The 14379-nt window shown below is 68.6% G+C and carries 12 protein-coding genes; 6 read left to right on the forward strand and 6 right to left on the reverse strand.

Annotated features, from left to right (window positions below):
- Positions 1 to 66 precede the first annotated feature (66 nt).
- The gene (locus Q368_RS0101310; RefSeq protein WP_029456930.1) at positions 67 to 885 is read right to left on the reverse strand and encodes an ABC transporter substrate-binding protein; all 819 of its coding nucleotides are present in this window, start codon (positions 883 to 885) and stop codon (positions 67 to 69) included.
- Positions 886 to 941: 56 nt separating this feature from the next.
- Positions 942 to 1670 (reverse strand): amino acid ABC transporter ATP-binding protein, encoded by a 729-nt coding sequence (locus Q368_RS0101315; RefSeq protein ID WP_029456931.1) that lies wholly within the window; start codon positions 1668 to 1670, stop codon positions 942 to 944.
- Between the two features lie 209 nt (positions 1671 to 1879).
- On the opposite strand from Q368_RS0101315, the gene Q368_RS0101320 reads away from it, so the two are divergent.
- Positions 1880 to 4033 (forward strand): SpoIIE family protein phosphatase, encoded by a 2154-nt coding sequence (locus Q368_RS0101320; RefSeq protein ID WP_029456932.1) that lies wholly within the window; start codon positions 1880 to 1882, stop codon positions 4031 to 4033.
- 58 nt (positions 4034 to 4091) lie between these two features.
- Here Q368_RS0101320 and Q368_RS0101325 read toward each other — a convergent pair whose 3' ends face one another.
- Positions 4092 to 4442 carry a 3D domain-containing protein gene (locus Q368_RS0101325; RefSeq protein WP_245611258.1) on the reverse strand — a complete coding sequence of 117 codons (351 nt, stop codon included), beginning with the start codon at positions 4440 to 4442 and terminating at the stop codon, positions 4092 to 4094.
- Positions 4443 to 4982: 540 nt separating this feature from the next.
- Here Q368_RS0101325 and Q368_RS0101330 point away from each other — a divergent pair.
- The 5 genes from Q368_RS0101330 (at position 4983) to Q368_RS0101350 (ending at position 9115) form a co-directional block, all read left to right on the forward strand.
- A complete protein-coding gene (locus tag Q368_RS0101330; protein ID WP_029456934.1) occupies positions 4983 to 5402 on the forward strand; it encodes a VOC family protein in 420 nt (139 codons plus the stop codon).
- Positions 5403 to 5426: 24 nt separating this feature from the next.
- Positions 5427 to 6692: a glutamate-1-semialdehyde 2,1-aminomutase gene (gene hemL, locus Q368_RS0101335; RefSeq protein WP_029456935.1), complete on the forward strand. Its 1266-nt coding sequence runs from the start codon at positions 5427 to 5429 to the stop codon at positions 6690 to 6692.
- Positions 6693 to 6771: 79 nt separating this feature from the next.
- Entirely contained in the window at positions 6772 to 8145 is a 1374-nt protein-coding gene (locus tag Q368_RS0101340; protein ID WP_029456936.1) for an HlyD family type I secretion periplasmic adaptor subunit, read from the forward strand.
- 20 nt (positions 8146 to 8165) lie between these two features.
- Positions 8166 to 8465, forward strand: coding sequence for a hypothetical protein (locus tag Q368_RS0101345; RefSeq protein WP_029456937.1), 300 nt, complete (start codon positions 8166 to 8168; stop codon positions 8463 to 8465).
- Positions 8466 to 8518: 53 nt separating this feature from the next.
- Positions 8519 to 9115, forward strand: coding sequence for a hypothetical protein (locus tag Q368_RS0101350; RefSeq protein WP_029456938.1), 597 nt, complete (start codon positions 8519 to 8521; stop codon positions 9113 to 9115).
- Between the two features lie 66 nt (positions 9116 to 9181).
- On the opposite strand, the gene Q368_RS0101355 is transcribed toward Q368_RS0101350, so the two are convergent.
- The 3 genes from Q368_RS0101355 to Q368_RS0101365 all read right to left on the reverse strand — a co-directional run bounded on the left by Q368_RS0101355 (position 9182) and on the right by Q368_RS0101365 (position 14376).
- Complete coding sequence (locus tag Q368_RS0101355; protein WP_029456939.1) at positions 9182 to 10498, reverse strand: histone deacetylase family protein; 1317 nt, start codon at positions 10496 to 10498, stop codon at positions 9182 to 9184.
- A complete protein-coding gene (locus Q368_RS0101360; protein WP_029456940.1) occupies positions 10492 to 12174 on the reverse strand; it encodes a hydantoinase/oxoprolinase family protein in 1683 nt (560 codons plus the stop codon). Before Q368_RS0101360 ends, Q368_RS0101355 begins: the two co-directional genes overlap by 7 nt.
- Positions 12175 to 12237: 63 nt before the next feature.
- A complete protein-coding gene (locus tag Q368_RS0101365; RefSeq protein WP_029456941.1) occupies positions 12238 to 14376 on the reverse strand; it encodes an FUSC family protein in 2139 nt (712 codons plus the stop codon).
- Positions 14377 to 14379 lie beyond the last annotated feature (3 nt).

Genomic DNA, 14379 nt, shown 5'->3' on the forward strand with positions numbered 1-14379 from the left:
CGGACCTGGCGCATCGAAAGCGGAGCGGCCGCCCGACCCGGACGGCAGGTCAGGCGCGTGCGCGGCCTACGGCCACAGCTCCATCTTCCAAGTCAGCGGCAGATAGTCCTTCTTGCCCTTGCCGAACCACTTCTCGTAGATCTTCTGGTATTCGCCGGTCTCCCACATGTTCATGAGCGCCAGGTTGACGAAGTCGCGGAAGTCGGAGTCGTTTTCCGGCAGGCCCAGGCCGTAGGGCTCGGGGGAGATGTAGTCGCCGACGATTTCCCAGGCGTCCGGGTTGTCATCGCTGTTTTTGATGCCGACGAGGATGGACTCGTCCGTGGTCATGGCCTGCACTTTGCCCTGCTTGAGGGCGAGGAACGCCTCGGGGTAGGTTTCGAAGGAAATGACGGTGCAGCCGGGCTGGGCCTTCTTCACGTTCTGTTCGGAAGTGGAGCCCTTGACCGAGGCGACCTTCTTGCCGGCGAGGTCGGCCGCGGAATTGACGCCGCCGCCCTTTTTGACCAGCAACTTCTGGCCGGTCATGAAATAGGTGATGGAGAAGTCGACCTGGTCCTCGCGCTCCTTTTTGTGGGTCATGGTGGCGGCGACGATGTCCACCGCGCCTTGGCCGAGCATGGGGATGCGCGTGGAGGAGGTGACGGGCTTGAGTTCCAGCTTCACGCCCAGGCGTTTGGCCAGCGCTTCCATGAGGTCGATTTCGAAGCCCACGATCTGGTTGCTCTTCTCGTCCACGTAGCCGAAGGGCGGCTGGGAGTCCTTGACGCCGGCGACGAGGGCTCCGCGCGCTTTGATGTCGTCGAGCTTGCCGGCGGTGGCGAACGGGGCCGCGCACAGGACGGCGAGGCAGACCAGGGTCGAAATCCAGGCAGTTTTGCGCATGGAAGCCTCCTCAGGGGCGGTTGGGGTGTTTTTTCTCCGGGCCGCGGAAAAGGTGGTCACAAGATTTCCTTGAGAAACAGCTTGGTGCGCTCATGACGGGGATTGCTGAAGAACTCCCCGGGCGGCGCGCCTTCGATGACTTCGCCGTGGTCCATGAACACCACCCGGTCGGCGACCTCGCGGGCGAAGCCCATTTCGTGGGTCACGCACAGCATGGTCATGCCGTCGCGGGCCAGATCCTTCATGACATTGAGTACTTCGTTGATCATCTCCGGGTCGAGCGCCGAGGTGGGCTCGTCGAAGAGCATGACCTTGGGGTGCATGGCCAGGGCCCTTGCGATGGCCACGCGCTGCTGCTGCCCGCCCGAGAGTTCGGCCGGATACTTTTTGGCCTGCGCATGGATGCCCACGCGGTCGAGCAGGGAAAGCGCCAAGTCCTCGGCTTCCTTGCGCGCCATCTTTTTGACCTTGATCGGGGCCAGGGTGATGTTCTTGAGCACCGAGAGGTGGGGGTAGAGGTTGAACTGCTGGAACACGATGCCGATGTCGCAGCGCAGGCGGTTGACGTCGATGTCGTCGCCGTGGATGTCGTGGCCGTCGAAGAGGATGTGGCCTTTCTGGTATTCCTCCAGCCGGTTGACGCAGCGGATCAGCGTGGATTTGCCCGATCCGGACGGGCCGCAGATGACGAGCACCTCACCCGGCTCGACGGCGTCGGAAATGCCTTTGAGGACGTGAAATTCGCCGTACCATTTTTGGACGTTGTGGAATTCGATCATGGGCATGGGCGCGACAATTCCTTTTCCGCCAAACCGCGACCAAGGGCCCGGCGGCGATCGGGTGGCAGACGTCAGGGCAATCCGTAATGAGCCAAGATGCGGCAATACGGCCATTTTGTCAAATACGGCGGAAGCCTGGAGCGCTTCGCCGCAGCAGCGATTTTCCGTTGCGCAGGAAGCGGCCCTTCCGTAATCATATCGGTGAGGGAGCGACGATGCGGCTGCGCTGGAAATTTTTCCTGGTTCTTTTGGCCTTCAGCCTCGTGCCGCTTGTGGCGCTCACGGGGTTTACCCGCGGCAATGTCGTCCGGCTCGGCCGGGCCATTGCCGACGAAGGCCGGGAAATCCTGACGGGCATCATCAAAAACGAGCTGCGGCAGACCGCCGAGGACTATGCGCTGGTGCTTAGGCGCTCCAAAAGCGCCATGGACTTCAGCGTCACCGTATTGGCCTCCGAAGCCGAGCGGACCGTGGCCGGCGCGGGAGCCCGGGCCGCCGAGCCCACGCCGGTCTACCGCGCGCCGGACGTGGCCACCGCGCGCAACGCGCCCCCGGACATGGCCGACGACGCGGGCTACGCCAAGCGGCTGGCCGACGGCGGCAGCGAGCGTCTGCCCATCAGCCACGACGCGCCCGTGATCTACCGCCCGCCCGGGGCCAGGGGGAAAAACGGCGAAGACATCCGCCTCGCCTCCCTGGGGCCGACCTTTTCCCTGCTGCGCGCCGAACTCGGCGACCTGCTGCTGTTCGCCTCCGTGACCCTGGAAGACGGCAGCCACGTCTCCTTCCCCGGTCACGCCGGCTATCCCGCGGACTACGATCCCCGGGAACGGCCCTGGTACACGGCGGCCAAGGCGGCCTTCGCCCCCTTCGCCCCGGCCGGCGGCCCCGTCATCTGGAACGCCCCGGCCGTGGATGCCGCCACGGGACAGGTGACGCTCACGCTTTCGAAGGCCCTTGCCGGCCCCGGCGGCCGCTTCCTCGGCGTGGCCAGCCTGGACGTGCCCCTGGCCCGGGTGCTCCAGGAACAGGAGATCGCCTCCCAGTGGTCCGAGGCCATGCGCACCTTCCTCGTCGCCCCGGCCCTCGATCCGGCCACGGGCCGCGACAGCCTCTACGTCTGGGCCCAGCGCTCCTACGAGAACCACGTGCCGGACTGGAAGAGCGCCATCAACTTCGAGCGCCTGTCCTCGCCGGACACGACCCGCTTCGGCGCGTTGCTGGCCGCCATGAAACGCGGCGGCGCGGGCGCGGCGGAGCTTCCCTACCACGGCGAGGACGCCTTCTGGGCCTACTCGCGGTTCATGGACGACGCCTATTTCCTCATCATCGTGCCCAAGTCCATGCTCGCGCCCCTGGCCGAACAGGCCACGCAGGAAATCGGCGCGGCCGTGGGCAACCTGCTGCGCCTGTCCGGCGGCGCGATGCTGGCCGTGCTGGCAGCGGCGACGGTCGCCGCGCTGTGGATCGCCAAGGCCTTCGTGCGGCCGATGATGGCCATGATCGACGCCTGGAAGCGCCTGGGGCGGGGGGATTTTTCCGTGCGCCTGTCGTTTCACCTGAAGGACGAGCGCCAGGAGCTTGTGAACGCCTTCAACGAAACCGTGCCGGTGCTGGCCGACCACCTGCGGCTGCAACGCTCCCTGGAACTGGCCCAGGAGGTGCAGCAGAACCTGCTGCCCGCCGCGCCGCCCGTCGTGCCCGGGCTCGACATCGCCGGCGCGGCCATCGCCTGCGACGAGACCGGCGGCGACTACCTCGACTACCGGGCCGTGGACCGCGACGGCGAGGCCTGCCTGGATACGGCCGTGGGCGACGTGACCGGGCACGGTGTGCCCTCGGCCCTGCTCATGGCCACGGCGCGGGCGCTGCTGCTGGCCACCGAGGACAGCGAGACCCCGGGCCAGCGCGTGACCCGCGCCAACCGGCTGCTGTGCCGCGACGTCGGCGATTCGGGCCGGTTCATGACCCTGCTCGGCATGGAGGTGCGGCCCCGCTCGGGTGTGGCGCGCTACGTGCGGGCCGGGCACGACCCGGTCATCCTCTACGACCCCGACGCCGACCGTTTCGAACAATGGCCGGGCAAGGGGCTGCCTCTCGGCATCGAGCCGGAATACCTCTACGTGGAGAGCGCCATGCCCTTCGACCGGCCGGGGCTCGTCCTCGTCATCGGCACGGACGGCATCTGGGAGGCCCGCAACGCCTCGGGCGCGATGTACGGCAAGGAGCGGCTCATGGAAACGGTGCGCCGCGCGGCGCGGGGGTCCGCGGCGGAAATCGTCGCGGCCGTCATCACGGACCTGGCCGCCTTTCGCGGCGCGGTCCGCCAGGAGGACGACGTCACCCTGGTGGTGGTCAAGAAGACCTGAAAACAGCCGGGCGCGTACGCTTCCCCGGCCGTTTATCCGGGCGCGGCAGGAGCCTCGCTCAGCTCTCCGATCCTGCCGGTGTCTCGAGGAGCGTCACCTCGATGCCCGTCATCTTCCCGATCTTGCGTGCCGCAGCCATGTTGGGCACGGCCACGTCGATCGTGCGCCGGAAGCGTTGGTGCATGGTATCTTCTATGATGAAGACGCCGAGGCCCTCGATGTGGATCTTGTCGCCGAAATCCCAGCCCGCGCGCAGCAGGTCCCGGGAGACGGCCACGATGCCCGGCCGGATGGGCGTGCCGAGGGCTGTGCCGGATTTGGTGCCCGGTCCGCCGTTTTCCCGGGGGGAGGGGGTGTAGGCGGTGACCGTGGCGGCAATGCGTTTTTTGGGGGAATACTTTCCAAGCACAACTTTTTTAGCCTGGGATGCCTCGACAGTAACTGCTAAGGTTAACGCCATAATAAATAATATGAAGACTCTCATGCTGCACAATGCTCCATGCAGTGCCGTTGCAATATCCGTCGATCTGGCGACGGGTTGCCCCGGCTGCTGGCAAGACGATCCCGGCTGCGGCGGGCATGGATCGGATGACTTCGGTGATGCGAGGAATACTCTCGGAGATGAAGCGAGCCGCGAGGGTGATACGGAGTGATTCTCGGTCCGTTTTGAAGCGTCGCTACCTAGTGGAGGCACTGGGCCTTGTCAAGCCGAAACGACCCCTCCCGGCCCGGTGGTCTGAAAATACTTATTATATAATTTCGGTATATTATCATTTTTTGCTGAAAAAAATCCGCCATGGCAGGACGGAATGCCGCCGCGCCAGCGCCTCGGGAATACCCTCGCTTTACAGGAGAAAATCCCCGCTTCCGCCGCAGGCTTGCGCCGCCCGCCCCTCCCGGCTACCATGCAGCCTCGCAAAGGCCGGCCGCCGCCGGAAGGAGCATGCGCATGTCCGTCATCCAGGTCGCGCCCAGGCTCATGGTCGAAGATGTCAACCGGACCGTGGCCTTTTACAATGAAATCCTCGGGTTCGCCTTTACCAAGGGCGTGGACGAAGCCACGCGCCGGCCCGTGGCGGCCTGGCCCGCTCCCGTCCGGCTGGCCTACGCCGAGGTGGCAAGCGGGGACGCCGTCCTCGCGTTCCAGTCCCGCTCCTCCCTGGCCGCCGAACTGCCGCGTTTGTCCGAAGCCCGCATCGGCGGCCCGGCCGTCATCGGCCTGCGCTGCGACGACTTCGACGCCGTGGCCGCGCGCCTCGCCGACGCCGTGCCTTTCATCAAGGCCCCGCACCAGGCCCTGCGCGGCGGGCGGGAACTCAGCATCGAAGATATCAACGGCTACGTCCTGACCCTTTACGACACCCCATAACGCCAACACCTTCGGAGCCGACGCATGACCGATTCCGCAACGCTTTTCGCCAAGGCCCAGCAACTCATTCCCGGCGGCGTCAACAGCCCCGTGCGGGCCTGCCGCAGCGTGGGCTGCGATCCCCTGTTCATCGCCTCGGCCAACGGCTCGAAAATGACCACCGTCGAAGGTCGGGAGATGATCGACTACGTCATGTCCTGGGGCCCCATGCTGCTCGGACACAACCATCCCGAGGTCAACGCCGCCATCCACGCCGCCGCGGACAAGGGCGCAAGCTTCGGCGCGCCCTGCCCCGACGAGGTCGCGCTCGCCCAGGCCGTGGTGGACGCCGTGCCCGGCATCGACATGGTGCGCATGGTCAACTCCGGCACCGAGGCCACCATGAGCGCCGTGCGCCTGGCCCGGGGATTCACCGGCAAATCCATGATCATCAAATGCATCGGCGGCTACCACGGCCACGCCGACAGCTTCCTCGCCGCCGCCGGCTCGGGGCTCGCCACCTTCTGCATCCCCGGCACGCCGGGCGTGCCCGAAGACACCGTGCGCCACACCCTGCTCGCCCCCTACAACGACCTCGCTGCGGTCAAGGAACTCTTCCGCACCCGGCCGGACATCGCCTGCGTCATCGTCGAGCCCGTGGCCGGCAACATGGGGCTCGTTCCCCCGCTCCCCGGCTTCCTGGAAGGCCTGCGTGAACTGACGGCCAACCACGACGCCCTGCTCATCTTCGACGAGGTCATCACCGGTTTCCGCCTGGCCTACGGGGGCGCGCAATCGGTGTTCGGCATCGACCCGGACCTGACGTGCCTGGGCAAGATCATCGGCGGCGGCCTGCCGGTCGGGGCCTACGGCGGCAAGCGCCGCATCATGGAACGCATCGCGCCCTGCGGCGACGTCTACCAGGCCGGCACGCTTTCCGGGAATCCGTTGGCCATGGCCGCGGGCCTGGCGACCCTTGGCGCGCTCAAGAAGGCCGACTACGACGGGCTGGCCGCGCGCACCAAGGCCCTGGCCGAGGAAATGGCCGCCATCCTGCGCGAAAAGGGCGCGCCCGTGTACCTCACCCAGGTCGCCTCGCTCTTCACCCTCTTCTTCTGCCAGGGCCCGGTCAGGGACTTCGAATCGGCCAAGGCCGGCGACGCCGCGCGTTACGCCAGCTTCTACAACCAGATGCGCGAGGCCGGCATCATCCTCGCCCCCTCGGCCTACGAATGCGCCTTTACGTCCTTCGCCCACAGCGAGGACGACTACGCCCGTACCCTCGACGCCGTGCGCGGCGTGAAATTCTAGGGGAAAATGCCTCCGGCGGCCGGGAGGGTCTCCCCCTCCCGGGCCTCCAGGAAGGGGGAGACATGGCAGGGAGGCGTCGGTGATCGCGCCGTGGAAGCGGAAGCGGCCGCCGGCCGTGGCGACACCGCCCGGCTCGGCGATGCCCGCGCCGCGGTTTGCCGCCTTCCAGCCGCCGGCCCTGGAAATCCTGGCCGCGCCCGTGCCCGTGCGCTACCGCGCCACCCTCTACCTGTTGCTGGCGTTTTTCCTGTGCGCCCTGCTGTTCGCCTGCCTGGCCAAGGTGGACCGCATCGTGGCCGCGCCGGGAAAGCTCGTCTCCGCCAGACGCAACGTGGCCGTGGCTTCGCCAGACGGCGGCGTCATCCGCGACATCCGCGTCACCGCCGGCCAGACCGTGGGCAAAGGCGACCCCCTCGTCACCCTGGACCCGACCCTGGCCGAGGCGGGGCTGGCCGAGCGCGACAAGGAAGAACGCGTGCTCGCGGCCAAGGTCTGGCGGCTCACCTGCGAAACCGGTGGTTCCTGCGCCGCGCCCAAAGGCCTGTCCGCGGACGACCTGCGCCTGGAACGCGAACTGCTCGCCGCGCGTCGCAAGGAATACGACGCCAAGCTCGAGGCGCTCGACCGGCGCGTGGGCGAACTTTCCGCCAAGCTCGCCACCAACGCCGCGGAAGCGGCCAAGAACAAGAAGCAGATCACCCTTGCCCGCGACCTGGAGCGCATGTACGGCGACATCTACAAGCAGGGAGCCAGCTCCAAGGTCGAATACATGAAGGCCCAAAGCCAGCGCATCGAAGCCGAAGGCCAGTTGACCAAACTCGGCAACGAGGCCGGCGAACTGCACCAGTCCCTGGCCCGCGCCGAAGCCGAAAAACGCGATTTCCAGACCAACCGCGCCGCAGAGGACGCAGGCGACCTGGCGCAGGCCAGCCGCGACCTCGCCGCCGCCGAGGAACAGCGCCGCAAGGCCGCCCACCTGCGGGAACAGGTGGTGCTGCGCGCCCCCGAATCCGGCACGGTCCTCGACGTCGCGGCCAAGGCCGCCGGCGCCGTGGCCGGGGCCGGGGAAACGCTGCTCACCCTCGTGCCCCAGGGCGACAGCCTCGTGCTCGAAGCGGAAGTCGCCGCCCAGGACATCGGCCGCGTGCGCCCGGGCGACGCCGTGCGCATCAAGTTCGACGCCTTTCCCTTCCAGCGCCACGGCACGGCCTCGGGCACGGTCGCGACCATCAGCCCCGACGCCCTGGAAAAACAGACCCCCGAAGGCCAGCGCCTCTTCTACCGCGTGCGCGCGGCCGTGACTGACGCGCATCTCACCGACGTGCCGCCGGACTTCCACCTGTTCCCCGGGCTTTCCGCCACGGCCGAGATCAAGGTCGGCGCCCGCCGCGTCATCACCTACCTCGCCTACCCCCTGGTGCGGGCTTTCGACGAAAGCCTTCGCGAACCTTGAACTTCCCAGGAGCTTCCGATATGAGCGACGAACTTTTCGTGGACGGCATCCTCGGCATCGGCTTCGGCAAGGGAGCCGTGCGCATCGATTTCTTCGCCATGGGCGAGGGCCTCGACGCCAAGGGACAGCCGACCAAGGAGCGCAGGCAGCGCCTCGTCATGACCACCGAAGGCTTTGTCGAATCCTTCACCCTGCTCGCCGGGGTCATGGAAAAGCTCAAGGCCGCGGGCCTCGTCGCCCCCCGCCCGGCTCCAGGCGCAACCGGGACCGGGACCCCGCCCGCAGGAAGCGGCGCGGCAAGCCCCAGCCCCAACTTCTGACCGCCCGCCCCCTCGGGCGTCCCAACCTCTGACCGGTCGTACGGAGGTGACCCATGGGCGCAACACCCGACGTGATGGAAAAAAGCCGCACGATGTGCCGGCGCGCCAAACAAATTTTGGACGCGCTGGAGCTCGTGCGCGCGTGGAGCCGCTTCGGGCGGCCGGTGCTGGTCGGGGCCGTGGCCCACGGCCTAGCCCTCGACCCGGACATCGACATGGAAGTCTACTGCCCCGTGCTGCGCCCCGAGGACGGTTTCACCGTGCTCGCCCAGGCCTCACGCCATCCCGGGGTGCGCGAGGCGCTCTTCCAAAACCACATGCACGGCCCGGACAAGGCGCTCTACTGGATGCTGCGCTTCGAGGACACCGACGGCAGTACCTGGAAGATCGACATGTGGAGCGCGCCGGACGACTACGCCCTGCCTCGCGGCGAAGACCTCGTCGCCCCCCTGGCCAAGGCGCTCACGCCCGAAACGCGTCGCGCCATCCTCGAACTCAAAGCCTGGCGCGCCCGCACGCCGGACACGTCCCTCCTGTCCGTGGACCTCTACCGGGCCGTGGTTTCCGGAGGCGTGCGCGATGTGGACGGCCTGCACGACTGGCTGGAACGCAACGAGACGGGTGTGCTGACCGACTGGAAGCCGGAATAAGGAGCGGAGGGGAGATGCGAAGGCCTCTTCCCTTCTTCCCCGTCTCCCGTTTCCCATCCCCCGAAACTATCCCGTAAAGCTGGCGTAGTTCTTCCCGACGCGGTCGATGAGTTGCAGATGGCGGTATTCGCCTTTGATCTGGCCGGCTTCGTAGATACGGTAGGCTTCCTCCACGCATTTCTCGCAGGCGCCGATGGGCGCTTCGACGCCCAGGCACAGCGGGTTGCGCGTGGATTCGGTTTCGTATTTGAGAACGCCCCGGCAGTGGTCGCACAGCCGCACGGATTCGGTTTGGTATTCCGTTATGGCGTCCGTATCGTAATACAAAGTCTTGCGCCGCGTGAACCAGCCGTTGACGACATCGCCTTTGCCCGGCCCCTTGGGATTGCGGGCCAGGGCCGTGATTTCGCGGCAGATTTCCTCGATGTATCCCGTGACCTTGGCCGACTGGCGCACGGCGGCGGGGTCGAAGTTGGGTTCGCGCACGTGGGAGTAGTCCAGGCCCGCCATGGAAAGCACGAGCCCGAGGTTGACGTAGGGCAGCGCCCCCTGGATGGCGTAGCCGCCTTCGAGCACGGCGATGTCCGCGCCGAGCAGTTCGGTGAGGCGGGCGTACCCCTGCGCCGAAAAGGCCATTTCCGTGATGGGGTCGGAAAAGTGGTTGTCCTGGCCGGCGGAATTGATGACGAGGTCGGGCTTGAAGTCTTCGATGAGCGGCAGCACCACTTCGCGCATGGCGAAGAGGAAGCCTTCGTCGGAGGTGCCGGGCGGCAGGGGCACGTTGACGGTGGCCCCGAGCGCGCGCGGGCCGCCCAATTCGTAGGGGTAGCCCGTGCCGGGGTAGAGCGTGCGCCCGTCCTGGTGCAGGGAGATAAAGAGCGTGTCCGGGTCGTGCCAGTAGACGTCCTGCGTGCCGTCGCCGTGGTGGCAGTCGGTGTCCACGATGGCCACGCGCAGGGGGCCGTAGTGCTCGCGCAGCCATTCGAGCATGACGGCCTCGATGTTGATGTTGCAGAAGCCGCGCGCGCCGTGGACCACCTTCATGGCGTGGTGTCCGGGCGGACGCACCAGGGCGAAGGCTTTTTGCGCCTCCTTGTCCATGACCGTGCGCGCGGCGCGCATGGCCCCGCCGGCGGAGACGAGGTGGGAGGCGGTGGTCACGGCGGCCACGTCCGGGAAGCAGAAATGCACGCGGGAGACGTCCGCGGCCGTGGCGAGGTCGGGCTTGAGCTCGGTGATGCCGGCGATGTCGAAGACGCCTTCCTCGCGCAACTGGTCCTGGGTGTAGAGCAGGCGTTCCTGGCGTTCGGGGTGCGTGGGCGAGATGGCCCAGTCGAAGGCCGGGAAAAAGACGATACCGAGGGGATGGCGCGCCTTCAGCATGACTGCGAAACCGCCTGCTTGTACGCGGCCAGCACGCCCGGGCGCACCTGGCAGGCCACGCGGATGTTGTGGCCGACCTGGGTCTGGCCTTCGACCATCGGGAACGAGGACAGTTCGACGGTTTCGACGGGCGCTTCGCCGGGGTCCGCGCCGATGCCCGCGAGGTAGTCGCGAAGCCGCGTGGCGGCCTCGCCCTCGGCCGCGGCCGGGCTGAAGTTGTCGGCCACGGCGCGCGCCACGCCGAGCGCCGGAATGGTCAGGCGGCCGGCGGCGGTGTCGGCGAAGAGCTCCACGGAGAACGTGGGCCGCGCCAGGGCCGCGCCGATGGCGTTGGCCACGGCGAAGCTCTCGGGCACCACCACTTCTTCGGAAAAGGCGTCCTGGAGCAGGGCAGACAGCGCCAGGGCCGGGCCGCCCATGACGTAGACGCGCGTGGGGCGGACCTGCCGGCCTTCGAGCAGGTCGAAGATGGTGTAGACGGGCCGGTCGTTGATTTCGCGCACAAAGGCCGCCACTTCCGAGCGGATCTGGTTGACGGCGTTTAAAATGGCGGCCTCGGCCACCTCGTCGGGCTCGAAGCCGTGGGGCGCGCCCAGGGCGGCCATGCCGGCATAGGAGGCGCGCGGATCGCCCACGGCGATGACGTTTTGCAGGTTGAGCGCATCGACGAGCGTCGGAACCGGACCGCCGAGGGCCATGGGCGGTCCCAGGCGTCTGGGGCCCACGCGGATGGCCTCGCGGGAGACGCTTATGGCCGAGTCGCCGCCGACGCCGATGGAGCGGGTGCGCAGCGCCCGCACGAGCGTGGGCCGGCCGGCGATGGCGATGCCCTCGTTTTCGACCAGCGGCGCGCCCGCGGCGAAGACGGCGATGTCCGTGGTGGTGCCGCCGATGTCGAGGATGACGGAGTCCTCGGCGATGTCGCACACGGCGATGATGCCCATGACCGAGGCGGCCGGGCCGGAAAGGATGGACTGCACGGGCAGGGCGCGCGACACGGCAAGCGGCATGGTGCCGCCGTCGGCCTTGAGGACGCTTATGATGTCCGGCGCGATGCCGAGTTCGCGCACGGATTGCTCCACGGCGTCGCAGAAGCGGTTGTAGACGCGCCAGACGGCGCTGTTGAAGTACGCCGTGGCGATGCGCCGGCCAAAGCCCAGGCGACCGGAAAATTCGTGCCCCAGGGACACGCAGTCCGAATGCGGGGCGAGCAGTTCGCGCAGGGCCAGTTCCTGCTCGGGATGGCGGGTGGAGAATTTGGTGACGGCGGCATGGACCGTGACGCCGGCGGCGTCGCAGGCGCGCAGGGCCTCCCGCGCGGCGGCCATGTCCAGGGCGGCGGTTTCGCGGCCCCGGTGGTCGATGGCCCCGGGCAGGACGTAATAGTGCTCGCCCAGACGGTAGGCCTCGGGGTCGATGCCCGGGCCGCCGGACACGATCGCGCCCACGGGGTCAGCCGTTCCCTCGACGATGGCGTTGGTGGAAAGCGTGGTCGAGAGGTTGAGCCGCGAGACGGCCCCGGGGCCCGCCACGGCGGCGATGCTGGCCAGGGCCTCGCGAATGGAGGCGAGCAGGTCGTCGTGGTTGGTGCGCAGCTTGGCGCAGGCAACGACGCCTTCCGGCCCGATCAGGACCGCATCCGTATGGGTTCCGCCGACGTCGATGCCGCACAGCATGAAGCGACCGTAGCATCATGGCCGCCCGGCGTCGAGATGGCCGGATGCGGGATTCGCCGCGGGCTAAAGGACTGCCGCGGCCTTTGCGGCGTCGTAAATCTCGGCCAGTTGCCGGACGATGTCCGGCCGGGACGAGCGTCCGATGCCGGCGGCGGGCGTAAACGCCTCGGGCGCGGCCGCGTCGCGAAGGCCCAGGGCGTCGCAGGCGTCCTGGGCCTGTCGCCCCAGGAGATCGGCATGCGCATCGTCCACGGGCGCGGGCGCAGTCTCCTGAAGCAGGAAAAGCACGGTGACAAGCCGCGTCAGGCGCGTGGCGGCCCCGGCCAGGGCGTCGCAGGCCGCACGGGCGGACGCCTGCGCATTGCCGCCCCGCCACTGGGCCACGGCCGCGGCCAGGGCCGCATTGGCGCGTTCGGCCCGGCGCTTGGTCGCGACGCTTTCGTGGTGGAAATGCTCCCCCCCGGCGGCCAGGGCGTTTCGCACCGTGCGCAGGTAGTCGCCGCTTGCCGTAAACGACGCGGCCAAGAGCCCGCGAATCCGCGCCTCGGACGGCACGCTCCACAGCAGGCTGGCCACGCCCCAGGCGGCGAGGCTTCCGGCCACGACGCAGCCCAGGCGCTCCACGGCGAGATGCCAGGGCAGCGTGGTGTCGAGGCTCGTCATGAGCACCACCGTGACCGTGATGAAAAAGACCGCCGTGCCGTAATGGCGGCGCATCAGGTAGGTAAATATCGCACAGCACGCGGCGATGACCGCGAGCAGCCAGGGCAGGGGCAACGTGCGCCACAACGGCAGCCCGGCGACAAGCGCGCCGGCCACGGTGCCGGCCACGCGGTGGGCCATGCGCGCGCGGGTCAGACCGGCGCTCGGCTGGAGCACCACCAGCATGGAAAAGGGCAGCCAGGAGCCGTGAGGAAGCCCCAAGGCTTTGAACGCAGCCGCCGCGGCCATGAGCAGCAGGGAAAGCCCCAGGCTGTAGCGCACGAGGGCCGGGTCCAGGCGGCGGCGAAAGCTGAAGGTGCCGCCGAGGGGGCGGCCGATCCAGCGGGCGATGCGCCGGCGCTGCTCGCGGAAGGCGGCGCGGCCGGCGCGCGGCCGGCTGATCTGGCGCAGGGCACTTTCGGTTTCCGCGAAGCGGCCGGCGGTTTCGGCCACGAGCGCCGCCAGCCGGCCGTCCGCGGCATCGCCGTACGCGGCCGCGCGCTCCAGGGCTTCGCGCGCGGCGTGCATGGCCCCCACCGCGATGCGCATGGACCCCGGCCGGGGCCGGACCACCACGTGGGCCACGGTATTGGCGGCCTTGGCCAACAGGTCCAGGGCCTCGGGCAACGCGTCGCCTGCGCCGGGGCAGGCCTCCAGGGCGCGCAGGGCGGTCAGGCGTGCCGCGAAACGGGCGGCGGCCAGATTGGCCGCGGCGAGGTTGTTCCAGAAGGGATGCGCCCCGGGACCGGCCAAGGGCGCGATCTGGGAGTAGGCGGCATCGAGCGTGGCGCGAAGCGCGCGTTCGAGCCCTGCGGCGGTCCCTTCGCCTGCCGCGTCGCCGCTTCGCAGGCTGCGGGCCACGGCGCGGGCAAGGCCGGCCACGCCCACCCAGTTGCGCCCGACCAGGCGGCGCAGCGGATATTGCGGCCGCAGCGGCCAGTAGGCGAGCAGGCAGGCCACGCCGAAAAGGCCGCCGGCGAAGGTGGCCAGGGCGTGCGTCAGGGCCGCAGGGGCGAGCGCGGCCATGGGCGTTCCCAGGGGAGCCATGCCAAGCGCGGTGAAAAGGATCAGCGCGCAGGGCACGGCGGCACCGGGGCCGTAGTCGCGGCAGACCTGCCGCCACAGGCCGACGGAGAGCCCGAGCAGTCCCGTGACGGCCACGGCTCCGGCCAGGGAGCCCGCGGCCAGGGTGCCGCAGGCGGCGCTTGCGGCGAAGGCCACGGCGAGCAGGCACAGCAGGTTGAGCCGCAGCACGTACGGGCCTTCCACATCGACCAGGGCGATGCTGTGGGCGGAAAAGGCGGCGAACACGGCGTCCTGGGGCGAGCCCAGGGCCAGCCCGGCGAGAAACGGGACCATGAAGACGACGGCCCCGCGCAAGGCGAGCAGCAGGCCGCGCAGGGCCTCGGCGCGTTGCGCCGGCTGCGCAATCCATTGGGAAACAAAGGGAATATCTGGAAGATAGGGCATCAGACGGCGGGAAACGGCGGCAAAGGACATGCC

The sequence above is a fragment of the Solidesulfovibrio alcoholivorans DSM 5433 genome, from assembly GCF_000702665.1.
GTDB classification, from domain to species: domain Bacteria; phylum Desulfobacterota; class Desulfovibrionia; order Desulfovibrionales; family Desulfovibrionaceae; genus Solidesulfovibrio; species Solidesulfovibrio alcoholivorans.

Bases quoted from the DNA above. Each gene is read 5' to 3' on its own strand.
- Q368_RS0101345 (WP_029456937.1), top strand. From the start codon at position 8,166: ATGAGCGACGAACTTTTCGTGGACGGCATCCTCGGCATCGGCTTCGGC.
- Q368_RS0101350 (WP_029456938.1), top strand. From the start codon at position 8,519: ATGGGCGCAACACCCGACGTGATGGAAAAAAGCCGCACGATGTGCCGG.
- Q368_RS0101320 (WP_029456932.1), top strand. From the start codon at position 1,880: ATGCGGCTGCGCTGGAAATTTTTCCTGGTTCTTTTGGCCTTCAGCCTC.
- Q368_RS0101360 (WP_029456940.1), bottom strand. From the start codon at position 12,174: ATGCTGTGCGGCATCGACGTCGGCGGAACCCATACGGATGCGGTCCTG.
- hemL (WP_029456935.1), top strand. From the start codon at position 5,427: ATGACCGATTCCGCAACGCTTTTCGCCAAGGCCCAGCAACTCATTCCC.
- Q368_RS0101310 (WP_029456930.1), bottom strand. From the start codon at position 885: ATGCGCAAAACTGCCTGGATTTCGACCCTGGTCTGCCTCGCCGTCCTG.
- Q368_RS0101365 (WP_029456941.1), bottom strand. From the start codon at position 14,376: ATGTCCTTTGCCGCCGTTTCCCGCCGTCTGATGCCCTATCTTCCAGAT.
- Q368_RS0101355 (WP_029456939.1), bottom strand. From the start codon at position 10,498: ATGCTGAAGGCGCGCCATCCCCTCGGTATCGTCTTTTTCCCGGCCTTC.
- Q368_RS0101330 (WP_029456934.1), top strand. From the start codon at position 4,983: ATGTCCGTCATCCAGGTCGCGCCCAGGCTCATGGTCGAAGATGTCAAC.
- Q368_RS0101315 (WP_029456931.1), bottom strand. From the start codon at position 1,670: ATGCCCATGATCGAATTCCACAACGTCCAAAAATGGTACGGCGAATTT.